21 protein-coding genes are annotated in these 25,261 nt (G+C 58.8%); 4 read left to right on the top strand and 17 right to left on the bottom strand.

Annotated elements, in window-relative coordinates; translation table 11 throughout:
• Window positions 1-6 precede the first annotated feature (6 nt).
• A complete protein-coding gene (gene sbmA, locus EC836_RS07925; protein WP_123331806.1) occupies window positions 7-1,233 on the bottom strand; it encodes a peptide antibiotic transporter SbmA in 1,227 nt (408 codons plus the stop codon).
• A 452-nt stretch (window positions 1,234-1,685) separates the two neighbouring features.
• On the opposite strand from sbmA, the gene EC836_RS07920 reads away from it, so the two are divergent.
• Window positions 1,686-3,764, top strand: a complete 2,079-nt coding sequence (locus EC836_RS07920; protein WP_123331804.1) for an EAL domain-containing protein — start codon at window positions 1,686-1,688, stop codon at window positions 3,762-3,764.
• Window positions 3,765-3,808: 44 nt separating this feature from the next.
• On the opposite strand, the gene EC836_RS07915 is transcribed toward EC836_RS07920, so the two are convergent.
• The 12 genes from EC836_RS07915 to EC836_RS07860 form a co-directional block, all read right to left on the bottom strand.
• Window positions 3,809-5,224 (bottom strand): MFS transporter, encoded by a 1,416-nt coding sequence (locus EC836_RS07915; protein ID WP_123331802.1) that lies wholly within the window; start codon window positions 5,222-5,224, stop codon window positions 3,809-3,811.
• Between the two features lie 966 nt (window positions 5,225-6,190).
• Window positions 6,191-6,889: an L-ribulose-5-phosphate 4-epimerase gene (gene araD / locus EC836_RS07910; RefSeq protein ID WP_370347050.1), complete on the bottom strand. Its 699-nt coding sequence runs from the start codon at window positions 6,887-6,889 to the stop codon at window positions 6,191-6,193.
• A complete protein-coding gene (locus EC836_RS07905; protein WP_123331798.1) occupies window positions 6,886-7,743 on the bottom strand; it encodes an L-ribulose-5-phosphate 3-epimerase in 858 nt (285 codons plus the stop codon). The genes araD and EC836_RS07905 overlap by 4 nt, the downstream gene beginning before the upstream one ends.
• A gap of 1 nt (window position 7,744) precedes the next feature.
• Entirely contained in the window at window positions 7,745-8,407 is a 663-nt protein-coding gene (ulaD, locus tag EC836_RS07900; RefSeq protein WP_123331795.1) for a 3-keto-L-gulonate-6-phosphate decarboxylase UlaD, read from the bottom strand.
• Window positions 8,408-8,410: 3 nt separating this feature from the next.
• On the bottom strand, window positions 8,411-9,886 hold the full coding sequence (locus EC836_RS07895; protein WP_123331793.1) for an FGGY-family carbohydrate kinase: 1,476 nt from the start codon (window positions 9,884-9,886) through the stop codon (window positions 8,411-8,413).
• Complete coding sequence (locus tag EC836_RS07890; protein WP_123331791.1) at window positions 9,883-11,181, bottom strand: MFS transporter; 1,299 nt, start codon at window positions 11,179-11,181, stop codon at window positions 9,883-9,885. Before EC836_RS07890 ends, EC836_RS07895 begins: the two co-directional genes overlap by 4 nt.
• Window positions 11,178-11,663: a YhcH/YjgK/YiaL family protein gene (locus tag EC836_RS07885; RefSeq protein ID WP_123331789.1), complete on the bottom strand. Its 486-nt coding sequence runs from the start codon at window positions 11,661-11,663 to the stop codon at window positions 11,178-11,180. The genes EC836_RS07890 and EC836_RS07885 overlap by 4 nt, the downstream gene beginning before the upstream one ends.
• A 13-nt stretch (window positions 11,664-11,676) precedes the next feature.
• Window positions 11,677-12,675 carry a 3-dehydro-L-gulonate 2-dehydrogenase gene (gene yiaK, locus EC836_RS07880; protein ID WP_123331787.1) on the bottom strand — a complete coding sequence of 333 codons (999 nt, stop codon included), beginning with the start codon at window positions 12,673-12,675 and terminating at the stop codon, window positions 11,677-11,679.
• A gap of 284 nt (window positions 12,676-12,959) precedes the next feature.
• Window positions 12,960-13,811 (bottom strand): SMP-30/gluconolactonase/LRE family protein, encoded by an 852-nt coding sequence (locus EC836_RS07875; protein ID WP_123331785.1) that lies wholly within the window; start codon window positions 13,809-13,811, stop codon window positions 12,960-12,962.
• Between the two features lie 10 nt (window positions 13,812-13,821).
• Complete coding sequence (locus EC836_RS07870) at window positions 13,822-14,922, bottom strand: substrate-binding domain-containing protein (RefSeq protein ID WP_123331783.1); 1,101 nt, start codon at window positions 14,920-14,922, stop codon at window positions 13,822-13,824.
• Entirely contained in the window at window positions 14,919-16,016 is a 1,098-nt protein-coding gene (locus EC836_RS07865; RefSeq protein ID WP_123331781.1) for an ABC transporter permease, read from the bottom strand. The genes EC836_RS07870 and EC836_RS07865 overlap by 4 nt, the downstream gene beginning before the upstream one ends.
• Window positions 16,017-16,056: 40 nt before the next feature.
• Window positions 16,057-17,583: a sugar ABC transporter ATP-binding protein gene (locus EC836_RS07860; RefSeq protein ID WP_123331779.1), complete on the bottom strand. Its 1,527-nt coding sequence runs from the start codon at window positions 17,581-17,583 to the stop codon at window positions 16,057-16,059.
• A gap of 336 nt (window positions 17,584-17,919) precedes the next feature.
• Here EC836_RS07860 and EC836_RS07855 point away from each other — a divergent pair, with 336 nt between their 5' ends.
• Window positions 17,920-18,732, top strand: coding sequence for an IclR family transcriptional regulator (locus EC836_RS07855; protein ID WP_123331777.1), 813 nt, complete (start codon window positions 17,920-17,922; stop codon window positions 18,730-18,732).
• 113 nt (window positions 18,733-18,845) lie between these two features.
• Here the strand turns inward: EC836_RS07855 and EC836_RS07850 are convergent, their stop codons facing one another.
• Window positions 18,846-20,183, bottom strand: coding sequence for an MFS transporter (locus EC836_RS07850; RefSeq protein ID WP_123331775.1), 1,338 nt, complete (start codon window positions 20,181-20,183; stop codon window positions 18,846-18,848).
• Window positions 20,184-20,548: 365 nt separating this feature from the next.
• Here EC836_RS07850 and EC836_RS07845 point away from each other — a divergent pair, with 365 nt between their 5' ends.
• On the top strand, window positions 20,549-21,328 hold the full coding sequence (locus tag EC836_RS07845; protein WP_123331773.1) for an L-threonylcarbamoyladenylate synthase: 780 nt from the start codon (window positions 20,549-20,551) through the stop codon (window positions 21,326-21,328).
• Between the two features lie 161 nt (window positions 21,329-21,489).
• Here the strand turns inward: EC836_RS07845 and EC836_RS07840 are convergent, their stop codons facing one another.
• Window positions 21,490-22,386, bottom strand: a complete 897-nt coding sequence (locus EC836_RS07840; protein WP_123331771.1) for a LysR family transcriptional regulator — start codon at window positions 22,384-22,386, stop codon at window positions 21,490-21,492.
• A gap of 139 nt (window positions 22,387-22,525) precedes the next feature.
• On the opposite strand from EC836_RS07840, the gene EC836_RS24935 reads away from it, so the two are divergent.
• A complete protein-coding gene (locus EC836_RS24935; protein WP_233599166.1) occupies window positions 22,526-22,696 on the top strand; it encodes a hypothetical protein in 171 nt (56 codons plus the stop codon).
• A 193-nt stretch (window positions 22,697-22,889) separates the two neighbouring features.
• On the opposite strand, the gene EC836_RS07830 is transcribed toward EC836_RS24935, so the two are convergent.
• Complete coding sequence (locus EC836_RS07830; protein ID WP_123331769.1) at window positions 22,890-23,516, bottom strand: LysE family translocator; 627 nt, start codon at window positions 23,514-23,516, stop codon at window positions 22,890-22,892.
• 141 nt (window positions 23,517-23,657) lie between these two features.
• The gene (locus EC836_RS07825) at window positions 23,658-25,076 is read right to left on the bottom strand and encodes an MFS transporter (protein WP_123331767.1); all 1,419 of its coding nucleotides are present in this window, start codon (window positions 25,074-25,076) and stop codon (window positions 23,658-23,660) included.
• Between the last annotated feature and the right edge of the window lie 185 nt (window positions 25,077-25,261).

Here is a 25,261-nt window from a genome sequence, read left to right as displayed (position 1 = left end):
GCGCCATCAGATTGCGCTGTTTTCCGCCTCCGGCATCGCGTCCAGCGTATGTTCAAAGCTGCGCAGACGCTTGTAGATCGACAGCAGTTCAACCAGCGTGGTCCACGAGTTGATCAGATACTGGAACGAGCCGCGCACCTGATCGAACACGTTGGTGATCTGCGTCAGCAGCCCGAGCGTGATCGCCCCGCTGATAATCGACGGGAACAACACAAAAATACTGAACACCGCGTCCAGCTGGATATAGAAAATGCGTACGATATTAAAGTAGAGATAGTGAAAGTAGAGGCGGAAATAATTGACCCGCACGTTGTGAAACAGCGATTTAACCGTCGGCGGCTGAGCGCGCTGCGGATCGTCCTCGCCGTACACCAGCTCTTTACGATAGGCGGCTTCCACCCGCTGATTGCGGAAAGACAGCCCCGGCAGCTTGATGCCGACCACCGCCAGCAGCCCGGTGCCGAGAATGGACCATGCGACGGCGGCGATCACCAGCGCGTAAGGTACATCGCCGATGATCGGTACGGTTTTGACATGTACCGACAGGGTCACCAGCACCGGCAGGAAGGCGATCAGCGTCATTACCGCGTTGATAAAGCTCACCCCCATATCTTCAAGCGTGGAGGCAAAGCGCATGGTGTCTTCCTGCACGCGCTGCGCCGCGCCTTCAATACCGCGCAGGCGCGACCAGTGCGACATATAGTAGTGGTTCATCGCTGAACGCCAGCGGAAAACGTAGTGGCTGATAAAGAACAGGTTCAGCACGTCAATCACCACGGCAATCAGCGCAATGCTGAGGAAGCCACCCACCTGGCCGTAAAGCGTGTCGATCTTTATCGTATTCGGATGCGCCATCGCCCGCTGTATCAGGTCGTAAAAGGGCTCATACCAACGGTTGATCGCCACGCCCACCTGCACGGAAAACCAGGTGACAAAAATAATTAGCGCGCTGCCGAGCACCGACCAGCGCTGCCACGGATGCGGACTGAACAGCGCCCAGAACCCGGCAAACAGCAGCGCCGCCAGCAGGTAGTAGCTGTAGAAACCCAGTTCGGAGGGCGCAATAAAGCACAGCGCGTTATTCGGCAAAGGGCCAAGGGCCACGGGAGAAAACTGCATCAGGTGCGCGAGGTGGCTACCGGCAAAGCCGAACCAGAACAGAACAGCCATCAGGCTCCACAGCGCCGCGCTGCTGAAGAACAGCAGAGGCCGGGGGAAAAAGGATTTGAACATAGAAACTCCACCGTGAATTTGTAACGGTTATACCGTGATTGATTGTGAGGAATCTCACTAACAGTGTTTCCATTAATTTCCAGGTCGATTCTCAGGGCGAAAATTTATCGTTTATGCTGATTTTATGCCTGGCTACTCTATTTTCCCTGCCTGAAGCCCACTATTTACTAACAAATGAAGTCAGATTAACGAAAAAACGCGATTTGCATTTTGAATGTTTATTCAACAAAGCAGATAATGAGCGCCGACGGAGCGACAGGCGAACGGGCCTGAGCACACAGCGTTTTTTGCCCCTCCCAGGGAGACTGTTCGTCGCAGGCACGACAGGAGTTGTGTTCCCACAGGATGTGGGCAGGATCAGCGTGTACGCCATCCGATGGCGTATTGATTGCATGCCAACAGTCACTTTCCATTGATGGGAAATAACGGTTAGCAACCGGGTGAAAATAATAATGAATGAAAACTCAGATGTAATGTATCGGCTTCTGGTTCAGAGCGTGGTTGACTACGCCATTTATATGCTGAAACCGGACGGCACCGTCGCGAACTGGAATACGGGCGCCCAGCGGGCCAAAGGGTATATGCCGGACGAGATCATCGGCAAAAATTTCAGCTGTTTTTACAGCGACCAGGATCAGCAAAACGGTTTACCGCAGTACGGACTGGGCATCGCCCGCGACACCGGCCGTTACGAAAGCAAAGGCTGGCGCTATCGCAAAGACGGCACTGCCTTTTGGGCACACGTGGTCATTGATGCTATTCGTACCGACAGCGGTGAACTGCTGGGCTTCGCCAAGATCACCCGCGACTGCACCGAGCTGCGCGAGTATGAAGAGCAAATGCGTGAAGCCCGCGAGCTGGCGGAGCGGCACAGCGAAAAAATGGCCGCGCTGTCGACCTTCCTGGACACCATCGTGACCAATATTCCGTCCAGTGTGATTGTGGAAGATGTGGTCACTCGTGAAATCCTGCTGATCAACAATAAGGCTCAGCAGCTGCTCGGCGGCGTGCAGGAAGACTTTATCGGCAAGAAGCTTTCGCAGTGTATGACGCTGGAAATGGGCGAATACTTTATGCAGCTTTCCGACACCGCACAGCGGAAGGGAGGTATGCACCGCAGCGAGCGCCTGCTTGACAGCCGGGGACGCGATCGGATTATTAATGCCACCGCCTCGATTATTCGCGGTAACGATGCGACCCACAATTACGTGCTGCTAATTGCCGACGACGTCACCGATCAGCGCGCCGCCGACGCGCGTATTCACCATATGGCGCATCACGATAATCTGACCAGCCTGCCGAATCGCGTGCTGTTCAGCCAGCGGCTAAACGATGCGCTGCGCGGCGACCGCGAAGAGCGCAAAATTACCGCCACGCTGTGCCTGGATCTCGATAACTTTAAAAACGTTAACGATGCGCTGGGCCACCAGATGGGCGACGATCTGCTGCGAACGGTGGCGGTGCGTCTGCGCAGCGTGCTGCGCGAGCAGGACACGCTGGCGCGTACCGGCGGCGATGAGTTCTCTATTGTACTGCCGGGACTGCGGCAGGCGGATGAGGCGGAAATTGTTGCCAGCCGCCTGATCGATACCATTCGTCCGCCGTTCAACGTTGACGGACACAATCTCTCCGTCGGCCTGAGCATCGGCATCGCCATTGCCGAACGCGGCATCAGCACGCCGGAGCACCTGCTGCGCTGTGCCGATATGGCGCTGTATGAAGCTAAACGTAACGGCCGTAACCGCTTTGAATACTTCACCGAGCAGATGGGCGAACTGGCGGCTAAGCGGCGGATGATCGAAAACGATTTGCGCGAGGCGATTAGCTGCCGCCAGCTGAAGCTGTACTATCAGCCGATTACCAATAATCAGCATCAGCAGATCATCGGCTATGAGGCGCTGATGCGCTGGCATCACCCGGAAAAAGGCATGATTATGCCGATGGACTTTATTCCGATTGCCGAGGAGACCGGGCTGATCCACAGCCTGGGGGCCTATGCGCTGCATGAGGCCTGCCGTGAAGCGGCCAGCTGGCAGGGAACGCAGAGCGTGGCGGTGAACCTGTCGCCGATACAGTTTAAAAACAGCGCGCTGGTGTCGGTGGTGGAAGCGGCGCTGAAGGAGTCCGGCCTGGCGCCGAATCGCCTCGAGGTGGAGATCACCGAGTCGGTGCTGCTGGACAATACCTCTGCGAATATCGATATCCTGCAGAAGCTGAAGGCCATTGGCGTGCGTATTGCGCTGGATGATTTCGGCACCGGCTACTCATCGCTGAGCTACCTGCGCTCGTTCCCGTTCGACAAGATCAAGATCGACAAGTCGTTTATCAACGATATGAAAGACAGCCGCGAGGCGCTGGCGATTATCCGGGCGATTACCGGCATGAGCCGCAGTCTGGATATTCAGATCACCGCCGAAGGGGTGGAGAGCAACGAGCAGTTTGAACGACTGAAAGAAGAGGGCTGTACGCTGTTCCAGGGCTACTATTTTGGTCGCCCGCAGCCCTCCGAAGCGCGTTTAAAAGAGTTCTGAGTGGATAAACGTCAGGGGCGACGCCGTGTCGCCCCTGTGTTGCATCAGATATCATCCAGATTGATGCCGCGCGTCTTCGGCCCGAAGATACCGATAGTCAGCATGACAATCAGCATGCTGACGACGATAAAGGCCACCACCCCCTGCGTTCCCGCCACCTGCAAAATCATCCCGATAATAATGCTGCTGAACACCGTTGAAAGGCGGCTGAACGAGTAGCAGAACCCGACGGCGCGAGCGCGGATAAACGTAGGGAACACCTCGGTCTGATAGGCGTGATAGCTGAAGGTCAGCCAGGCGTTGGAGTAGGTGATGCAGAAGCCGCAGATAATCAGCAGCAGTGGGTTGGTCTGCAGGGCAAACAGCGTGCCGAAAATCACCGTCATCAGCGACGACAGAACGATCTGCCATTTATTCTCGATCTTATCCGCGTAGCGGCTGCAGATCAGCGAGCCCAGCGGGTAGGCGAGGGTGATGAAAAAGGCATACAGCAGGCTGTGGGTGATGCTGGCCCCTTTGCCCGACAGTAGCGCGGGCAGCCAGTTGCCGAAGCCGAAGAAGCCTATCGCCTGGAAAATATTCATCACCACCAGCATCAGCGTGCGCTGGCGATACTCCGGCCGCCAGATATCACGAAAGCGCCCCTGCGGTTTCTGCGTGACTCCCGTATCGATGTCGGCAACGCCCGGTGCGGTTACCGGCACGCCGCAGCGGATTTCCAGGCCGCTGACCACCTGATGGGCTTCCTGATGCCGACCCTGCTGCGCCAGCCAGCGCGGCGATTCCGGCAGATTTTTGCGCACCAGCCAGATAACCATCGAGCACACCGCACCCGCGATCACCACCCAGCGCCAGCCGGTCAGGCCCAAAATAGTCTGCGGCACCAGCCACCAGGACATCAGCGCCACGGCGGGCACCGAGAGGAACTGCACAAAGAAGGCAAACGCGAAGGCTTTACTGCGCAGCCGCGACGGGACGCATTCGCTGAGGTAGGTATCGATGGTCACCAGCTCAATACCCAGGCCAATCCCCACCAGAAAGCGGCAGAAGATGATCCACTCCGCCTGGCTCTGGAACGCCATCAGCATGGAGAAGCAGCCGTACCAGGCCAGCGCGAACATAAAGGTCATGCGTCGGCCAAAGCGGTCGGCATGGGGTGCCAGCAGGCTGGCGCCGAGGAACAGGCCGAGGAAGGTGGCGGAGGCAAACGCGGCCTGGTCAGATATGCCAAATACGCCGAGCTCACCCAGATGAAATATGTTTTCGCTGATTAAACCTGAACTAATGTATCCCGTCTGGAATAAATCATAGAGTTCAAAGAAACCACCCAGCGAGAGTAAGGCTATAAAGCGCCACAGCCCTGCGGTGGCCGGTAGGGCGTCGAGGCGATCGGATAATTTATTATATTTTATAGGGTTATTTTGCGGGGAAGGTATTCCCGGCGCGCAGGCTTCACTCATTTTTCTTTTCAGACCTTGATAGCAGAGGACAATAACTTTTCATGCTAATAGTTAGCAGCAAAATTTAAATTTTGAATTGCATCCGCTATGAAGAAAATTAAGCATAAAAAACGCTTATAGTTAAATTTTGTTGCGTTAAATATCGGGTCAGGGTGATTGGTGTTTATGGCTGAGTTTAGTTGCGATCGAATCCGTGTATGGCTTATCGGTGTCGGTCAGGTTCGCGGACGCGCCGTGAACACGTCCGTGTGGGCTCGGTTCGCGCATCCCTGCGCTCAACGGTCCGCGAACCCGCCCGTCACCGATTGCCCACCGGCAGCGGTTTTGCTGCGAGTAAACGAAATGCGGTGATTCGCTTGGGCTGCTGCTTATCGCTGGGTTTAGTCGCGATTGATGTCGTGTCTGGCGTATCGGTGTCGGTCAGGTTCGCGGACGCGCCGTGAACACGTCTGTGTGGCCTCGGTTCGCGCATCCCTGCGCTCAACGGTCCGCGAACCCGCCCGTCACCGATTGCCCATCGGCAGCGGTTTTGCTGCGAGTAAACAGGATGGCCGCATTAGCCCGGGCGTATTACTGAAGATGTTTTTTTGGATCGTATTTCAATGCTAAGTGCCAGCTCGAATTGTAGACGAAGAGGTGTAGAACCGAACTGAACCGATGGTCCGAACGGTGCATGTAGCGGGCGAAATCAAAGCGATACGATCTCGGAGAGGTGAACGTAACGGGGCAAACTCAAAGCGATACGGTATTCAGAAAGGAGAACGTCAGGGGGCAGATAAGCCGGGTGTCTGCGGCAAGGATGCCGCAGCCAAGCCCCCAGGGACCGGGTTTACGGCGACCCGGCGTTCTGCCCCCTGACGGTCGCCCGGGCACAGAACCTGAAGCAACAATGATGCTTCAACATACCCCACCCCGTAACGTCCACCGGGGCACGATCGCTAAAGCGAAACGACAAGCCGTCGTCACTCACTGCCCGTAATACGCATTCGCCCCGTGCTTCCGTAAATAGTGCTTATCCAGCAGCACCTGCTGCATATCACTAATCCCCGGCGTCAGCTGCCGCGAGAAAATCCCCATATAGGCCACTTCCTCCAGCACTACCGCATTATGCACCGCGTTATCCGCATCGCTGCCCCAGGCAAACGGACCGTGGGCGTTCACCAGCACCGCCGGAATGGCCGCCGGGCTGATGTCGCGCGAGCGGAACGTCTCGATAATCACTTCGCCGGTGTTGTGCTCGTAATCCTCTGCAATCTCCTGCGCCGTCATCAGCCGCGTGCAGGGGATCTTGCCGTAGAAATAGTCGGCGTGAGTGGTGCCCCAGGCGGGCAGATCCAGACCGGACTGCGCCCAGATAGTGGCGTGGCGCGAGTGGGTGTGCACGATGCCGCCGATGGTTTCAAAGGCGCGATACAGCGCCAGATGCGTTGCCGTATCGGAAGAGGGCTTCTTGCTGCCTTCCACCACGCGGCCGCTCTCCAGATCCACCACCACGATATCGTCCACCGTCATCACGTCGTAATCCACGCCGGAAGGCTTGATCGCCACCCGGCCGCTGGCGCGGTCGATTGCGCTGACGTTGCCCCAGGTAAAGGTCACCAGATTGTGGCGCGGCAGGGCGAGGTTGGCCTCAAACACCTGTTCTTTCAGAGTCGTTAAGCTCACAATAATCCTCCTTCCTGCATTTTTTGTTCAATCCAGCGCCGCGCCTGCACGATCTCGGCCACCGGCTCTTCGGCTTTTTCGGTCCACATTTCAATCAGGAACGCGCCGCGATAGTTAATCTGCTTCAGCGTGCGGAACACGCTGACAAAATCGACGCAGCCTTCGCCAAACGGCACGTCGCGGAACTGGCCCGGCGAATCGTTGGTGACCGGCAGGGTATCCTTCAGGTGAATGGCGGCGATGCGATCGATGCCCAGCGCCAGCTCGGCGCTGACGTCATTGCCCCAGGCGCTGAGGTTGCCGACGTCCGGGTAGACGGTGAACCACGGCGAGGCCAGCTGGCGATCCCAGTGCTTCCACTTGCTGATGGAGTTCATAAACTCGGTGTCCATGATTTCCACCGCCAGCATCACCTGCGCCGCCGCCGCACGTTCCACCGCCCAGGCCAGCCCTTCGGCGAAGCGGGTGACGGTCCCGTCATCGTGCGATTCGTAATAAACGTCGTAGCCCGCCAGCTGGATGGTGCGAATGCCGGTGTCTTTGGCCAGCTGGATGGCGCGATCCATCAGATCGTACGCCTGCTGGCGAATGGCCGGATCGCGGCTGCCAAACGGGAAGCGGCGATGCCCTGAAAGGCACATCGACGGGATATTGACCCCGGTTTCAATCATCGCGTCCACCAGCGACAGGCGCTGGGCTTTGGTCCAGTCCAGGCGCGCCAGGCGGGCATCGGTTTCGTCCACCGACATCTCAACAAAGTCAAAGCCGCAGGCCTTGGCCAGCGCCAGACGTTCCGGCCAGCTCAGATGCGCGGGCAGGGCTTTTTCATAAATACCTAACGGGTGCTGACGCATGTTATTTCCCCCAGATGCTGTCGATCGCCTGATGGAACTCGGCGGCGGTGGCCAGGCCGTTGGCGCTTTCCGTCAGCGCGCGGCCAACGATAAAGGCGCGCACGTCGATCTCTTTGAACTGCGGCAGCTCCTGCGGGGTGATCCCGCCGGTGACCGACAGCCCGAAGCCAAGGTCGGAAAGCGCTTTCATCGCGTTGAGATCCTGCTGGCTCCAGCGCTGCCCCTGGGCCTGCGCATCGCGGCCACGGTGGTAGATCGCCTGCTTCAGGCCGAGGGCGCGCCAGCTGCGGGCGTCATCCATCGTCCAGTTGCCGAACAGCTCAATCTGGATCTCGCCCTGATAGCGCTGCGCAACGTCATGGGCGCTGGCAAAGGTGGCCAGCGGCGCGGCGCAGATCACCGTCATCCAGTTAGCCCCGGCCTCAAACGCCAGTTCGGCCAGCGTCGATCCGGCATCGGCAACTTTAAAATCGGCCACCAGGGTTTTCTCCGGCAGGCGCTGGCGCAGCTGGCGCACCGCGTCCACGCCCGCACTGAAGCAGAGAATGGTGCCGGCTTCCACGATATCGACGTGCTCGTGCAGACGATCGGCGGCATCAAGGGCGGCGTCCAGCCGGGTATGATCCAGCGCCAGCTGCAGCTGAGGAACAGAGGAACGGCTCATAAGTTACTCCTGGTTGGCGGCAATCAGCGCCGTAATAAGTTTTTGATAGCGGGCGTATTTTTTCTGGTAAAGCGCGTGGCGTCCGGCGTCCGGCCGGTAGCTGACGATCGCCGGATCCAGCGCGCGCTGCGCCTGCTGTAGCGACGGCTGCGCGCCGGTTCCGGTCATCGCCACCAGCGCCGCGCCCAGGCAGCCGCTCTCTTCAATCTGCGGGATTTCCACCGGCAGGCCGCTGATATCGGCAAACATCTGCATCCACTCGGCCGAACGCGTGGGGCCGCCGGTCAGGCGCAGGGCGCTGACGTTGGGGAAGCGTTTGAGAATGCGGTTCAGGTGGGTCAGATGCGAGAACACCACGCCTTCATAGATCGCCTGCACCAGATGGCCGCGCTGGTGGCCGGCCTGTAATCCGTAGAAGCTGGCGTGCAGGTTGGCCCCGGCGTTATTGCCGTAGAGGAACGGCACGAACAGCAGCGAGCTGGCCGCCGGAGGCAGCTCCGCCACCCACTGATTCAGCTGCGCGTAGTCGTCGATGCCCCACTGCTGGCAGAACCATTCCAGATTGGCAGCGGAAGTCGGGCTGGCTTCGTGAACGATGTACTGGCCGTCAATGGCATAGCGGCCATATACGAACGGGTAATCCACCTCGTCGCTCAGGCGGTCGGTAATGCCGCTGGTCACTGACCAGGTGCCCATCACCGCATTCAGCCGCGTGTCGTCGTACAGTCCGGCGCACAGCGCGGTGGAAACGACATCGAACAGTCCGCCCACCACTGGCGTGCCTTCCACCAGCCCGCACTGCGCGGCGGCGGCGGCCGTAATGTGGCCCGCCACGGCGCTGGAACCGACGATCGGCGGCAGGGCGGGCAGGATTTCGGCGATATCCAGCTGCTCCGCCAGCGCGGGCGACCAGTCGCCCTGCTGCATGTCATACAAGTTGGATTCGGAGATATTGGTTTCTTCGCAGGCTCGTTCACCGGTCAGGCAGAAACGCAGATAGTCGTGCGCCATCATCACGCTGCCGATCGCCGCATAGCGTTCCGGCTCGTGCTCCTTAACCCAGCGCAGCAGAGAAACCGGATGCCCGGTCCACAGCGTCTGGCGGGTCACCGGATAGAGCGCCTGCGGTACGCCCTCACGCTGCCACCGCTGAACCAACTCCAGCGCGCGGCGGTCGGAGGAGAGAATGCCGTTGCCCAGCGGCTGGCCCTGCTTATCGAGCAGGAACAGGCCTTTACCCTGAGCGGAGATCCCCATGCCGCGCACGTCTGCGGCATCGATCCCGCCGTTTTCCAGCACCTGACGGATCACCGTGGCGGCCACCTGCCAAAGCTGATTCATATCGCGTTCTGCACGGCCCGGTTCCGGCACCAGCACCGGTAGGTTCTGCCGGGCCACCGCCTGTTCGCGACCGGCTGCGTCATACAGCCCGGCCTTAATAAAGGTGCCGCCGCAGTCCAGTCCTAACCAGTAGCTCATGCGGCCCCCTTCTGCGGTGCATCGCAGCGGGCAGGCAGCGTCAGCGCCAGCACCGAGGCAATCGCCAGCGAGATCGCCAGGCTGTAAACACCGGCGTCTTTGCTGTATTCGGCAATCAGCACGCCGACCATGTACGGACCGCAGAAGCCGCCGAGGTTGCCCAGCGCGTTGATGACGCCGCGCGCGCCGCCCGCCACTTCGGCGTTAAACAGGCGCGGAGGAATACTCCAGAACACCCCGGCCGCCGACTGGATAAACACTCCACAGCCGACCAGCGCGGCGTAGGACCACCAGATATGCGCCTTCAGCAGCACCGACAGCGCCATGCAGATGGCAAATCCGGCCAGCGGCAGCGCAACAAACAGCTTGCGGCGTCCGGTGGCATCGGACAGCGATGAGAAGATAAACATGCCGAAGATTGCGCCGACGTACGGCAGGATGGCCAGCCAGCCTACCTGTTCGATATTGCCGTTGGTCAGCCCTTTCAGAATGGTCGGCAGCCACAGCGTATAGCCGTAGATCCCCGTCTGATAGAAGAAGTTGACCATAATCAGTCGCCACATCACCGGCTCACGCATTACCTGGCGCAGCGAGGCTTTGCGGGTATTTTTGCCCTTAATGACCAGCTGCTCATCGTGCAGGGTTTTGATCAGGTAATTTTTTTCGGCCTCGGAGATCCACTTCGCCTCCTGCGGACGGTTGCTGATGGTGAAGCACCACAGCGCCATCACCACCAGCGACAGGCCGCCTTCCACGAAGAACAGCATGCGCCAGTCCCAGCTGGTAATGATCCAGCCGGAAAGCGGGGCGGTGAGGATCCCGGCGATCGGTACGAACATGATCACGATCGCGTTGGCGCGGCCGCGTTCGGAATCCGGGAACCAGTTGCCGATCATCGTCAGCACCACCGGCAGCATGCCCCCTTCGGACACGCCGAGCAGGAAGCGCAGCCCCAGCAGCTGATACTGATTGGTGGCCATACCGGTGAGAACAGAGATCACCGCCCAGGCCAGCAGCGACCAGCCGATAAAGCGTTTACCGTTGCCGTAGACCGCCAGCTTGCCGCCGGGAACCTGCAGGAACAGATAGCCGATAAAGAAGATCCCACCCGCCAGACCGGCCATGGAGGCGCTGATGCCCAGCTCGTCATCCATGCCGCCCGGCATGGCGAAGGCGATATTCACGCGATCCATATAGGAGATAATGCAGGTGATCAGGATCGGGGGAATGATCCGCAGCCAGCGCGTGGTCGGAATCGACGCGCGGGATGCCACAGAACTTGAGGTCAGGCTCATAGCGTTCTCCCGGAAGTAACGAACTCGGTAAGAGGGATCTTGACCACGACTTTACGGATCGCCTGTGGGCCGTCGATCATCAGGTTTGGACGATGCAGATCCTGCGGGAAGAACACGGCGAAGTTGCCGGGCTTCATCAGCAGCAGGGTTTCATTCGGCGCATCGCGATAGAAAATAATGTCGCGCTCGGCGTTGTACGGCTGGTGGATCGCCAGCTCGGCTTTTTCGGTTGCCACGCCGATCAGCTCCTCACCGTCCACCAGAAACTGCACGTCCACAAAGTGACGGTGCGCTTCCGGGAAGCTTTCGTCGCGCGGGCCGGTCTGTAAATCCAGCACCTGCACCACCCAGCCGGTCTGGTCGTGCTGGTAGCGCCCGGCGGCCATCGCGCGCAGATCGTGGCGCGCCAGATAGTCCACGGCCTGGGCAACGGCGACAGGGTAGTGATGCGCTTCGGTATTATTGATATGTCCAAAAATCATCGGTTTACTCCTGTTACAGCGCCTGAATACGTGCCCAGACGCGTTCGTCGACCGGAATACCCTGCTGCTGGTTTTCAGCGCGGATGCCGGGGAATTTATGGCCCGGCAGGCGGATGGCCTGTTCATCGTTAGCGCGCTCGGCACCGCTGATGGACTCAATAATGCGTGCCAGCTTGGCGTCGCGGGTTGGGCCATCGATCAGGCGATCGACGTCAATGGCAATAAACACCTGCGAGATACCAAATTCGTCGCCGTTGTCCTGGGTTACCTCAGTGACGGATGAACCGTTAGAGAGCAGGGTGGCCAGCATATCCAGCACGATGGAAAGCGCGGAGCCTTTCCAGTAGCCCATCGGCAGGATGCGGCGGTTTTCTTCAATCGTGGCCGGGTCGCGGGTGTAGTTGCCGTCGTTATCAAAGCCGCCGTCCACCGGCAGGGTTTTGCCCGCCAGGCGGTTAATTTCCAGCATGCCGTAGGAGAACATCGACATCGACATATCTACCATGGTGATCGGTTCGCCCGGTACGGCGACGATCAGCGGGTTGGTGCCGATCGCGCAGTTTTTCGCGCCCCACGGCGGCATCACCGCAATCGAGTTGGTCCAGCAGATGCCGACATAGCCTTTCTCCGCCGCCTGCCAGCCGTAGCTGCCGCCGCGCATCCAGTGGTTAGCGTTACGCAGCGCCACCAGGCCGATACCGTGGCTGTCGGCCAGTTCCATCGCGCGGTCCATCATGTCGGTGGCGGTCAGGTTGCCGATAGCGCGATGTGCGTCCCACTGTTCAATCGCGCCCAGCGAGAGGATTTTTTCCGGGGTTGCCGTCGGCACGATATGCCCGGCGTCCAGCTGCTGAATAAAGCGGGGAAAGCGGTTCACGCCGTGGGAGTAAACGCCGCTTTCACTGGTGTCGGCAAACAGGGTGGCACAGGCTTCGGCCTTCTCCGCCGCCACGCCGCGCGCCAGTAAAACCCGCAGGAACTCCTGCTTTAACTGCTGGTAGCTGATTCTCATGCTTCTGTTACTCCCGCTGGTGTGTATTTCAATATGTGGAATCTCGTTCCAAATAAATCCTATGAGGTTATCCGATTGAAGTCAAAAAAACGGGGGGTGAATTTAGCGTTAAAAAACAGTGGGATAAAATTATTACTGGCTTCTGTGATCGCCGCCACACCCGGTCAAAAACGGGCATGAGAAAGCCGGCAGCGAAGTTTCCTTCGCACCGGCTGCGGGAAGCTGACGGCGCCGGGCGGTACGGCCGGTATGGGCAGCGATCCGCTCAGCGCCGCCGTTCACGACTAGAGTCTGATGCGCACCCGGTACAGCGAACGGGTGGCGGTGATATACAGCTCGTCACCCTCCGGCCCGCCGAAGGTGCAGTTAGAGACGCATTCCGGCAGCGGGATTTTGCCGATGCGGTTACCGCTGCTGTCGAAGGCAATCACCCCGTCGGCGCAGCTGCACCAGACGTTGCCCTGGCGGTCAACGCAGAAGCCGTCCGGGATCCCCGGTGCCACTTCGGTGAACCATCTGCCGTTGCTCAGCCGATCTCCCTCAACCTGGTATACCCGCAGCTCGCGGCGTCCCAGGGTGGGGAAATCAATCACCGACATATCCGCTACGTACATCAGGCTTTCATCCGGCGAGAAGGCCAGCCCGTTGGGGCGCTGCAGATCGCTGGCGGCGATGGTCAGCTTGCCGCTGGCCGGATCGAAGCAGTAGAGATAGCAGCCGATCACCTGACTGTGGGCGTGATAGCCTTCGTCATCGCTGGTGATGCCGTAAGGCGGATCGGTAAACCAGATGGTGCCGTCCGAGCGCACGACCACGTCGTTAGGCGAGTTAAAGCGCCTGCCGTCCACCTTCTCCACCAGCAGGGTGACGCTGCCGTCGTGCTCGGTACGGCTGATGCCGCGCCGACCGTGCTCGCAGCTGATCACCCGTCCCTCTGCATCCCGCGCATTGCCGTTGGCGAAGTGAGACGGGGAGCGCCACACCTCCAGCTCGCCGTTGCGCTGCCAGCGAAACATGCGGTTGCCCTTGACGTCGCTGAACACTACCGCATCCTGCTGCGGTAGCCATACCGGGCCTTCCGCCCAGATCGCCGGGGAGCAGAGCGTCTCAATAACCAGATCGTCGGTGATTGCCATAGTGCCTCCGTTACTTCACGCCCCAGATGGTTTTGTAGTGGCCCTGATAGTCGTTCTGCGGATCGTAATGGTTCTGCGGACCGCCGTCGCTGCCGATATTTTCTTTGGTGATCAGGTGCGCCGGGGTGACGTAGCCTGACGGCGGCTGCCCGGCAAAGGCGCGGTTAAATTCGTCCAGCAGCTGCCAGCCGTGCAGCTTCAGCGGCTCGGCGACGGTGCCGATCTGGCTGTCGCCGCTGCGAATGCGCTGGAAGGCGGAAACGGAGCCGTCACCGGCGGAGACGTTAAACGGCGCGTTGCTGCCGCCTTTGCCGGCGGTTTTCAGCGCCGGGGCCATAAAGTCGAAGTAGAGATCGTTAATCGCCAGCGCGTACTGGAACTTATCGCCGTATTTTTGCAGCAGGCTGAAGGTCATCGACGGCATGCGGTTGGCGGTATCGGCCAGCGGCGTATCGATAAACTCCACGACTTTACAGCCGCTGCACTTCTCGATTTCCTGCTTCATGGTGTTGGCTTTATCCAGCGCGATTTGATACAGCGAATCGGTAAAGATCAGCACGCTGGCCTTGCCGCCGGAATGCACCACCGCATACTGCGCGGTCAGACGCGCCACCTCGGTGGAATCAGAGGTTATGTTGGTGGCGACGCCGTACTGTGGGATCGGACCCGGCTGCGGCACCGCGTGCCAGGCCATCAGCACGATTTTTTGCTGCGCGGCCTTCTTCAGCAGCACCTTGGCCACGTTCGGGTTCCAGCCGCCGATTACGATGCCGTCCGGGCGCTGGGCAATCGCCTGATTCAGCGCGGAGAGCTGATCTTTCACCGAGCCGCCGCCGTCCAGGGTGTCGAGCTTCCAGCCCGCCGCCTTCGCGGCTTCGCTCAGCCCCTGCTGGACGCCCTGCACGCCGCCGTTTTTCATATCGGAGGCGATGAAAATCACCTTTTTATTCGCCTGTAGCTTAGGGCCGGTGGTCGGGCCGTCCCATTCGGTCACGCTGGCGGTGGCTTTGGTGACTGCCGCCGTGGCCTGGTCGAGATAGCTGTCGGCGTGTGCCGGCAGGGCGGCGGCCAGCAGGGTACTGAGGGTTAAGGCAAGAACGTGAATTTTCATAGCTGACTTCCTGTAGTGGCGTTTTGGTTATTGTCAGGAGGCGTGGCCGGGGCGCTCTGGCTGCGAACGACGGCTTTCTGGTTTAACATCCGGCGGCGCTGGGCGTAGCCGGCAAGACTAATGGAGAGCAGCAGGGTGGCCCCGTTGAACAGCGGTTCAACCCAGAACTCACCGCCAAACTGCTGGATACCGGCGATACCGATCGCCAGAATGGCAATCCCGACCACCGTGCCCCAGACGTTGACCCGTCCCGGACGAATGGTGGTGCTGCCGAGGAACGCGCCAACCAGGGCGGGCAGCAGATAGTCCATCCCCACGCTGGCCTGGCCGACGCCCTGTTCGGCGGCGATCAGCACGCCGCTGAAGCCGGTCAGTACGCTGGAGGCGATAAACGCGCCGATGGTGAATTTATTCACCGCAATGCCGTTCAGCCGCGCCGCCGCCGGGTTGCCACCCACCGCGTACATGCAGCGGCCAAGCGGGGTATGTTCGGTGATCAGCCACAGCACGATAGCCACCGCCAGCACGTAGAACGCGCCAATCGGGATGCCAAAGATTTCGGTGTAGTGCAGGGCGGTGAAGGCGTCGGGCAGGTCGCCGACGATCTGACGGCCGCCTGAGTGCCACAGCGCGATGGCGTACAGCACGGTGCCGGAACCCAGCGTGGCGACGAAGCTGTCGATATCCGCCAGCGCCACCAGAATGCCGTTCAGCAGGCCGTACAGCGCGGAGATGGCCAGCACCGCCAGTACCGCCATCTGCCAGGAAAAGCCGTACTGCACCTGCAGGGTGATAGCGAGGATGTGCCAGAGGACGATACCGAAACCGACGTTAAGATCGATTTTTCCGACGATCATCGGGATCGTCGCCGCCAGCGCCAGCAGGGCGATCTTGGCCTTGCTGGAGAGGATCGCCTGCAGGGTCAGCATGCTGGCGAACGACGGCGACAGCGCGGAGAACAGCACCACCAGCAGCACGCACAGCAGCAGCAGGCCGTAGCGGGTGACGATTTGCATCGACCACGGGCCTGCGCCGTGCTGGCTGAGACTGACCCGCTGCTCCAGCGCGGTCGATTTGACGGACGTTTTAGACATAGATCTTCTCCTGCCACCGCCTGCGGGGTGGCGTTAAATTTCACACGGTGGCGACGGTGGGTTCGCTGCTGGCGGAGGCCAGCTCAAGTAGGTTGGCAAAGCTGACGCGATCGTTTTTCAACTCGCCGACGATCTGCCCGCGGTTGAAGACCAGCGCCCGGTTGCAGATGTGGGCGATCTCTTCGAAGTCGCTGGAGATCACCAGCACCGCCACGCCTTCTGCCAGCGCTTTATTCAGCAGGTGGTAGATCTCTTCACGCGCGCCCACGTCGACGCCCGCGGTGGGATCTTCCAGGATCAGCAGCGGCGCATTGAGGTGCATCCAGCGCGCCATCACCACTTTTTGCTGGTTGCCGCCGGAGAGGGCGCTGATATCGAGGCTGACGTCCTTTGGCCGCACGTCGAACAGCTGCATTTTCCACCAGCTGGCTCCCAGCTCGGCACGGCGTCCGTAGTGGGAAAGCAGGCGATGGCCGCTGGCGCAGGGATTGATAAACAGGTTTTCACGCACGCTCATCGACATCACCAGACTTTCGCCGGTACGATCTCCGGCCACCAGCGAGACGCCCGCCGCCATTGCCTGCTGCGGTGAGCTGGCCTGATAGTGCTGTTTGCGGAAGGTGATGCTGCCGCCGGTGCGCTGGCGCAGGCCGAACAGCAGGCGGCCAATCTCTTCCTGCCCGGCACCACGCAGCCCGGCCAGCGCCAGCATTTCGCCGGGCTGCAGGCTGAAGGACACCGGGCCAACCTCATCAATGCAGACCCTGTCGAAGGTCAGGACCGGATCGGCTTTTTCCGGCAGCGGCTCGCGCTGGTTGCCCTCCACCGCTTCGCCAACGATCATTTCCACCAGGTTACGCAGGCTGTAGTCCCGGGTGAAGCCGCCCGCCACGTGCCTGCCGTCGCGCATTACACAGACGCGGTCGGCAATTTCAATCACTTCGTCCAGGCGGTGGGTGACGTAAATCATCCCCACTTTTTTGCTTTTCAGGCGTTCGATAACGCTGAACAGGTGGCGCACGTCGTTGGCGGGCAGGGAAGCGGTGGGTTCATCCAGCACCAGCACTTCGGCGTTGACCGCCACCGCGCGGGCGATGGCCAGCAGGGATTTTTCGGTGCGCGACAGTTCGAACACGCGTGAGTCCGGGTCGAGGGCGATACCGACCTCTTCCAGCGCCTGGCGGGAACGTTCGCGCACCGCCCGCCAGTCAATCAGCCCCAGCCGACGGGTAAAGCCCATCACCAGCGCCATATTTTCGGCCACCGTCATCCACTCGATCAGGCCGAGATCCTGATGAATAAAGGCGATGGGCTGGCGCTGGGTGGTTTTCAGCGCTGCGGCGGAGGTAATGGTGTCGTCGTGAAAGCGGATATCGCCGCCGTCGCGCGGGTAAACCCCGGCGAGGACTTTGATCAGCGTGGATTTGCCGGCACCGTTTTCGCCCAGCAGCGCCAGGACTTCACCGGGATGAACGTCCAGGCTGACGTCATTGACGGCAATGTTGCCGCCAAAGCGTTTAGTGATATGGCTCAGCGTCAGAACCGCTGCCCCGGGTGTATTCTGCATAACAGTCTCCTGCAACAACAGACAAGTATCAACGGCGGCGACAGCATAATAAAAACACCGCTTGTTCCAACATGCGAAATCAAGTTTCAAAAATAGTATTCTTACTGCGGGCGGAAAGCAAAGGTGTGGAAGTTTTTTTTATTTATCTAAATCAATAGCTTATTTTTAATGTTATAGATCTGTGATGAATCGCTCACTTCGCTTTTGCCGGTTTAAGCGTCTATGATGGGGCAATATCAGTGTTGAAACGTCGTTCCATATTCACAGCCGGAGAGGCATGAGTTACCATCAAACAAAGCCCCGTGAGGGCGTGCGGGAAACTAAGAGGAACCGTGAATGAGCGTAAAGGCGGAAACCGCAAAGGACGATAAAAAGGATCAGCCAGCGGGTACTCAGAGCCTGTTTCGTGGCCTGCAGCTGATTGAAATATTGAGTAATTACCCGAACGGCTGTCCGCTGGCGAACCTGTCAGAACTGTCCGGGATGAATAAGAGTACCGTACACCGTCTGCTGCAGGGGCTGCACAGCAGCGGCTATGTCACCCAGGCACCGTCGCCCGGCAGCTACCGGCTGACCACCAAGTTTATCTCGGTGGGGCAGAAGGCCCTGTCGTCGCTGAACATCATTCACGTGGCGGCTCCGCATCTGGAGAAACTCAATCTGGAAGTGGGTGAAACGGTGAACTTCTCCAGCCGGGAAGACGATCACGTGATCCTGATTTACAAGCTGGAGCCGACCACCGGGATGCTGCGGACCCGGGCTTACATCGGCCAGCATATGCCGCTGTACTGCTCGGCGATGGGCAAAATCTTTATGGCCTGGGGCAGCGAGGATTATCCGGCGCACTATTGGGAATCGCATCAGGATGTGATTCAGCAGCTGACGAAAAACACCATCACCACGCTGCCGGAAATGCTGGACGAGCTGAAGGTGATTCGCGAGCAGCAAACCGCGATGGACAGGGAAGAGAACGAGCTGGGCGTATCCTGCCTGGCGGCACCGGTGTTTGATATCCAGCAGCGGGTGCCGTTTGCCGTTTCCGTGTCATTACCGACCGCCAAGCTGCAGCAGGTCGGCGTGAAAAAGCTAATGGCACCGGTGGTGGCCACCGCCAGGGCTATCTCCGCCGAGCTGGGGTTTAACGGTTAAGCCTGGCCTGTCCAGGATTTAATGGGCGACGACGCTGCCGTTTGCTCAACCGGCCTGGCTTCTGCCGCCGGGCTGCACCTGATAAATGACGTGCTGGCCAGCGGCATTTGAGGTTACCGATGATGTGGAACCGCTGCCGCTTCCCCACCCATTCCGCGCTGGCGGCGCATCATCCGCCGCAGCGGGTAAAGCATCAGCAGGCCGTAAATCCCCCAGCCGATAAACCACACCAGCCCGTTTTCATTGCTGCCGGTCAGCTGGGCCACCACGCCAAATCCGTACGGCCCGATAAAGCCGCCGACAATGCCGAAGGCGTTAATCCACGCGATGCCGACCGCCGCATCGGTGCCTTTCAGCAGTCTTGCCGGGAAGCTCCAGAAAATCGGCTGCCCGGCGAAAATGCCAAAGGCGGCGAGGCACAGTGCCAGCATGCGCCATAGCGGATCGTTAAATATCACACTGAGGATCAGCCCGGCCACGCTGAGTGCCAGCGTCACCCCGATATGCAGAAATGGCGTATTGTGCCTGGCTGCGGATCGCGGCACCACGATCACGGCCACGGCCGCGGCCAGCCACGGCAGGGCAGAGAGCAGGCCGGTCATCATCACCGAAGTGCTGAATTTATTGATGATGCTGGGCAACCACAGCATCAGGCCGTAGCCAACAATCGGATAGCACATCAGGAAGGCAATCAGCATCATAATCCGGCGATCCTTCATCACGCTGAGCGGATGATGCTGCTGACCGGGCGCGTCGGTGACGCCGTTTTGCTGTTGCTCCTGCTGAATATCGCTGGCGATCTGGCTGCACTCCTGGTCGTTAAGCCAGTGCGCCTGCTGCGGCGTATTCGGCAGCGAACGCAGGACGATCAGCGACAGCAGCACCGGCGGCAGGCCCATCAGAATAAACAGCCACTGCCAGCCCGCCAGCTGATACAGGCCGTCCATCTGCATAATCAGGCCGGAGAGCGGGCTGCCGATCACCAGCGCTAGCGGATTGGCGAGGAAGAAAATGCCGATCACCTGTCCGCAGCGCGACGGGGGGAACCATTTGGTGATGAAATAGATAATGCCCGGATAGAACCCGGCTTCTGCCACGCCGAGTAAAAAACGCAGCGCGTAAAACGACCACGGACCCTGCACGAAAGCCATCAGAATGGTAATGATCCCCCAGGTGACCAGAATGCGGGAGAACCAGATCTTCGGCCCGAATTTAAGCATCAGCAAATTGCTGGGTACTTCGCAGAAGGCATAAGAGATAAAAAACAGCCCTGCGCCCAGGCCAAACGCGGCGGCGCTCAGGCCCACATCGGCCTCCATTTCCAGCCAGGCAAAGCCGACTATGGTTCGGTCGATAAACGCAAACAGATAGCAGACCACCAGCAGCGGCAGCAGATAGCGCATGTTTTTGCGATAAACGTGTGAGCGACTTGGGGCGTGATATGTGTCCATGATTTTCCCCCGGTGAGTGATTCACCTGACCCGTTAAGCTTAATGGCTGTAAATGCATCAACGGCGCGGAGGGCGGTTTATTTAATAAACTGCGAGCCAGCTCAATAATGATGCTGGGAAAATGAAATGAATAAACCTTATCTTTATTAACAGGTTAATCGGGGAAATATCACCGCCAGCTTTTTTGATGGAATATTCTTTTCGCCAAATCGTCGCTTTCACCCTTTCCATATCGCAACGATTGTTTCTGTATGGAAACAATATGACCATGATCGCGTTTATTGTTGCAGGAAAAACTGATTGTGGCAGGATGGTTTCAACGGGTGATTACCCTCCTAATTTAAACCGAATCCGAAGGTGTCATGATGAGCAATAAAGTCGTTAACTGGAATGGTGGCTTACAGCCGGAAGCCGTTGAAATCCTGTCTGCTGAAGGCGGCATGATCGTTTGCCCTACCAAAGTGGGCTACATCATCATGACCTCTGACGCTAAGGGCCTGGAGCGCAAGTTCGACGCCAAGCAGCGTAACCGTAACAAGCCGGGCGTGGTGCTGTGCGGCTCGCTGGAGCAGCTGAAAGAGCTGGCTCAGCTGAACCCGGAAATCGAAGAACTGTATCAGCAGCACTGGGACAAAGACGTTCTGCTGGGCTGCATCCTGCCGTGGAAAGAAGAAGCCGTAGCGCGCATTCCGGAAGACGGTTCTAAAGACCTGATGATGGACCGCCGCCAGACCAGCTGCTTCGTGATCAAGTTCGGTGTCCCGGGCGAAAATCTGGCGAAAGAACTGTGGGAAAACCACGGCAAGTTCTCCTTCGCCAGCTCGGCTAACCCGTCAGGCAAAGGCAACCGTGGCCTGGTAGAAGGCATCGGTGACCGTATTGAGCAGCACGCTGACCTGATCATCGCGGCAAACGACTATGTGAAATCAATCCAGCCTAACGAATCTGAAAAGACCCGTTACGAGCAGGGCGTGATGGTCGCAATGGTCGATGAAAACGGTAAGCTGGTGCCTGAGCAGAAAGGCGAGCGTAACATCACGCCTTGCCCGGTACTGATCCGTAAAGGCCTGGACGTGGATAAGATTATGTCAATGCTGTCCGACATCTTCACCACCTGGGATTACCGTCACGGTAACTACTACTGATTATCGCTTCTGCACCTGAGACGACGGCATATGCTGCTATCTTCAGGCGCGAATAACGCGAAATAAAAAGCGCCCGCGAATGCGGGCGCTTTTTATTGTTCATAACCGGGAGTTAACCCGGAGCGTTAATTACTGCCATCTACCGGTCTGAATCCGAAATGTTAATTATCACCCAGCGCCTTTTGTAGCGCCTCGACGAATAGCCTGACGCGCGGGGAAATATAGCTGTCCGTTTTCATGAGTACGTAGGATTTATAAATATCCATTTCCCAGTCCGGCAGCACCTGAACTAATTTACCCTCATCAACGGCTTCCTGCGCAATATAGCTCGGCAGATAAGCGATGCCGGTCTGGGCTATTGCGGAGTTCACCAGCGCAATACTGTTATTGGCGCGGAAACGACTGCGGACTTCAATATCTTTTTTCTGTTTTTCTTTTCGGAACGGCAGCGAAATGGTGTGGGCCGGACCGCGAAACAGAATAAAGTCATGGCGGGTCAGATCGTCCGGGCTGGTGATGTCGGCATGCTGTTTCAGGTAATCCGGCGCGGCGTAAATTCCCCAGGTAATATCCATCAACGGGCGATAGTTGCGGTGGCCGGGAAGCTCGCGCTTAATCACCACCGCCAGATCGAAGTTATCGTCCTCAAGGCTGACCGGGCGGTCGGTGAGGTCGAGATCGACGCTGACGTGGATATTGCTGGCCACAAAGCGGTTGAGTACCGGCACAATGCACTGGCAGCCAAACGTCACCGGTGCAACCACGCGCAGGCTGCCGGTAGGTTCTTCGTGGAACTGACGGATAAACAGGTCGGCGCTTTTCACCTCGTGCAGGATACGATAGCAGTAGTGATAGTAAGTCATGCCGACTTCGGTCACCTGAATACGCCGGGTGGTGCGGGTCAGCAGTTTGGCCCCGAGACGCACTTCCAGCGCTGAGATCTCCTTACTGACCGAGGATTTTGCCAGCCCGAGCACTTTCGCCGCCTCGGTGTAGCTCAGCGTTTCCACCACTTTGGCAAAAATAATCATCCCGTGCAGGTTTTCAAAATCACTCATTATTTTCCTGGATTGTTTTTAAGGAGAAACAATAAAGGATACTAGCATATTTCACGTTTCTGGCGCACCGAAAAGAGATAGGGTAATTACAAGTAATTGTGATCCATCGGAAAAATAATAGCGTAGAGAGAAAATTAAAATGGGTCAGACAATCAGTCAGAAAATACTCGCCCGTGCCAGCGGGCGCGAAAGCGTCACGCCTGGTGAAATAGTCTGGGCGAAGGTGGATATATTAATGTCACACGATCCCTGTATGCCGGGCGTTGCCAGCGTATTTAAAAAAGAGTTTGGTGAGCAGGCGAAAATATAGAATCCGCAGCGTTTGATTCTTATTCCTGACCATTTTGTTTATTCCGCCGGTCCGCAGGCGAATAAGCATATTCGGGTTATGCGTGAGTTTGCCCGCGAGCAAAGTCGTTTCAATACCGGGAAGGCGTGATGTGCTGTAGAAACTGATGCTGATGCTGTAAAACAGCAGGGCCGCGGTGAGGCGGCCCTGAAGGTTACTTCGCGGAGATGGCCAGTGCGCCACCGGCAAAGACAAACAGACTGCCGGTTGAACGGTTAAGCATCCGCAGCCGCTTCGGATTAGAGAACAGCCCGGACAGGCGACGGCCGGCGCAGGCGTAGCTGAACATAATGCTGAAATCCAGCGCGGCCCAGGTGATGGCCAGGGTGGCAAACTGCAGCGCGTGCGGCTGGCTGGCGTCAATAAAGTTCGGGAACAGCGCAGCGAAGAACAGCAGATCTTTCGGGTTGCTGATGCCGACCATAAAGCCTTTACGGAACAGGCGCAGCGCACTCGGTGCGTCTTCCATTTCCGGGGTGGCCACCGGCGTTTCGTGGCTGTTATCGCGCCATGCCGAAATACCCAGCCAGACCAGATAGGCGGCACCGACCACTTTCAGAATGGTAAAGGCGGTAGTGGAGGCGGCAAGAATGGCACCCAGACCCAGCGCGGAGGCGGTCATCAATACCATCGCCGCCAGCACGCCGCCGACCACCGTCGCCAGCGCGTGTTTGCGGCCGAAGCGCAGGCCGTGCGTCATGCTGATTAAGGCAGACGGGCCGGGAATGGCAATCAGTGCAGCAATCACACCGGTATAGGCCAGCCAGAGGTGGAGCGTCATACAGGATCCTTTCTTTTAAAACCCTCGGCCTGAGGGTTTTCACGGTAAGCGTTAAATGGATTTCGTTAAAATACGAAGGAGCAATAGTTTATTTTCCCGGCAGTGATAAGTAAATCACATGACAAAGATTTTCCCGCAGCGTTAAGGCTGCCGCTGCAATACGTGCTCGCCGGTTCCGGCCTTCAGTCGCAGATTGTCCAGTAACGCCAGCATCGACAGCAGGCTGACGGCCAGAAACGCCCAGGAGAAATCCACCGGCAGCGGCTGGGGGTGCGCCTGTAAAGACATCGAGGCGCGCAGCGCCAGCGCGGCAAAGGCGATCCCGGCACTCATGCTGAACTGGAAGAACATGCTGAACAGCGTGGAGGCGGCGCTCATCTGCGGGCGCGGCACGTCGGCAAATCCCAGCGAGTTATAACAGGTGAACTGCATCGAGCGCGAAAGCCCGCCGATAAACAGCACCAGCGCCAGCAGCGGGTAGGGCAGCGCCGGGGTGATAAAGGCACAGACGGCAATCGCCGCCGTGCTGATAAGGCCGTTGACCAGCAGTACCTGGCGGAAACCCCAGCGGCGCATCACTGCCGTGGTGAACGGCTTCATCGTCAGATTTCCGGCGAACACCCACAGTACCAGCACTCCCGCCTCCATTGCCGACAGGCCAAAACTGACCTGGAACATCAGCGGCAGCAGGAAAGGAATGGCGTTGATGGCGGCACGAAACAGCGAGCCGCCCTGCAGGGTGCTGCGAAACGAGCTGATGCCGAGTGAATCGATCGGCAGCATCGGTGCCGCCGCCCGGCGCGCGTGTTGCCAGGCCAGCCGGGCGCTCAGGCTGCCCAGCAGCAGCAGTGCCGCGCCCGCGACCAGGCGGCTCTGGCCCAGCCACTCCAGCCCGGTAATCAGCGCCGCGCAGGCGATAGCGGTCAGCAGGAAGCCCGGCAGGTCGAAGGGGCGCGGCTGGCCGCGTTCGCCTTTCGGGATCAGCCAGAAGGTGCAGATCAGCGCCGCGATGCCCAGCGGGATATTCAGCCAGAAAATCCACGGCCAGTGGCCGACGGTAACGATCAGTCCGCCGAGCGGCGGGCCTAATACCGGGGCGATAAGACCGGGCCAGGTGATCAGCGCAATCATGCGCACCAGATCCTGTTTTTCCGTCACCCGCAGCACCAGCAACCTGCCTACCGGCACCATCAGCGCACCGCCAATCCCCTGAAGCACGCGGCTGAAGGTAAACATCGGCAACGAGGTGCTCAGGCCGCACAGCAGTGAAGCAAGGGTGAACAGCACGATGGCGCTGGCAAAAATGCGCCGTTCGCCAAAGCGGTCGGCCAGCCAGCCGCTCAGCGGGATAAACACTGCAACCGCCAGCAGAAAGGCGGTGATGCCGACGTTCATATCCACCGCGCTGACCGAGAAATCGCGCGCCATCTGCGGCAGGGCGGTGGCGATCACCGTGGCATCCAGGTTTTCCATAAAGAAGGTGACGGCCACCAGCAGGGCTATCCACCAGGTTTTCGGCACTGGCGAGGTGGAAGAGGTGGCGGGTGTGCCAGATTGCATGATGGCTCCGTGAGGCCGGTGAGCAAAAAAATGCCGGCCGCTTAAAATTTACAAACACGTAACATAACAGCTGCTGCCTTCGGCGCCCAGCGGGGCGGGCCAGCGCGGGGAAAAACGTACTAATCTGCTGTTCGCACTGAAGATTGCCGCTAAAAAAGCTGAGAAATTCAGCGACCGCAAAACAG

The organism is Erwinia sp. JUb26 (assembly GCF_003751505.1).
Taxonomy (GTDB): Bacteria; Pseudomonadota; Gammaproteobacteria; order Enterobacterales; family Enterobacteriaceae; genus Erwinia.
The sequence above is the reverse complement of the archived record's forward strand: the minus strand, read 5'-3'. Positions and strand labels throughout refer to the sequence as shown.

Coding starts and splice junctions, on each gene's coding strand:
- EC836_RS07825 (WP_123331767.1), bottom strand. CDS start 25,076: ATGCAATCTGGCACACCCGCCACCTCTTCCACCTCGCCAGTGCCGAAA.
- EC836_RS07920 (WP_123331804.1), top strand. CDS start 1,686: ATGAATGAAAACTCAGATGTAATGTATCGGCTTCTGGTTCAGAGCGTG.
- EC836_RS07895 (WP_123331793.1), bottom strand. CDS start 9,886: ATGAGCTACTGGTTAGGACTGGACTGCGGCGGCACCTTTATTAAGGCC.
- yiaK (WP_123331787.1), bottom strand. CDS start 12,675: ATGAGAATCAGCTACCAGCAGTTAAAGCAGGAGTTCCTGCGGGTTTTA.
- EC836_RS07875 (WP_123331785.1), bottom strand. CDS start 13,811: ATGGCAATCACCGACGATCTGGTTATTGAGACGCTCTGCTCCCCGGCG.
- ulaD (WP_123331795.1), bottom strand. CDS start 8,407: ATGAGCCGTTCCTCTGTTCCTCAGCTGCAGCTGGCGCTGGATCATACC.
- EC836_RS07885 (WP_123331789.1), bottom strand. CDS start 11,663: ATGATTTTTGGACATATCAATAATACCGAAGCGCATCACTACCCTGTC.
- EC836_RS07855 (WP_123331777.1), top strand. CDS start 17,920: ATGAGCGTAAAGGCGGAAACCGCAAAGGACGATAAAAAGGATCAGCCA.
- EC836_RS07830 (WP_123331769.1), bottom strand. CDS start 23,516: ATGACGCTCCACCTCTGGCTGGCCTATACCGGTGTGATTGCTGCACTG.
- EC836_RS07845 (WP_123331773.1), top strand. CDS start 20,549: ATGAGCAATAAAGTCGTTAACTGGAATGGTGGCTTACAGCCGGAAGCC.
- EC836_RS24935 (WP_233599166.1), top strand. CDS start 22,526: ATGGGTCAGACAATCAGTCAGAAAATACTCGCCCGTGCCAGCGGGCGC.
- EC836_RS07840 (WP_123331771.1), bottom strand. CDS start 22,386: ATGAGTGATTTTGAAAACCTGCACGGGATGATTATTTTTGCCAAAGTG.
- EC836_RS07890 (WP_123331791.1), bottom strand. CDS start 11,181: ATGAGCCTGACCTCAAGTTCTGTGGCATCCCGCGCGTCGATTCCGACC.
- EC836_RS07860 (WP_123331779.1), bottom strand. CDS start 17,583: ATGCAGAATACACCCGGGGCAGCGGTTCTGACGCTGAGCCATATCACT.
- EC836_RS07870 (WP_123331783.1), bottom strand. CDS start 14,922: ATGAAAATTCACGTTCTTGCCTTAACCCTCAGTACCCTGCTGGCCGCC.
- EC836_RS07865 (WP_123331781.1), bottom strand. CDS start 16,016: ATGTCTAAAACGTCCGTCAAATCGACCGCGCTGGAGCAGCGGGTCAGT.
- EC836_RS07850 (WP_123331775.1), bottom strand. CDS start 20,183: ATGGACACATATCACGCCCCAAGTCGCTCACACGTTTATCGCAAAAAC.
- EC836_RS07905 (WP_123331798.1), bottom strand. CDS start 7,743: ATGCGTCAGCACCCGTTAGGTATTTATGAAAAAGCCCTGCCCGCGCAT.
- EC836_RS07915 (WP_123331802.1), bottom strand. CDS start 5,224: ATGAGTGAAGCCTGCGCGCCGGGAATACCTTCCCCGCAAAATAACCCT.
- sbmA (WP_123331806.1), bottom strand. CDS start 1,233: ATGTTCAAATCCTTTTTCCCCCGGCCTCTGCTGTTCTTCAGCAGCGCG.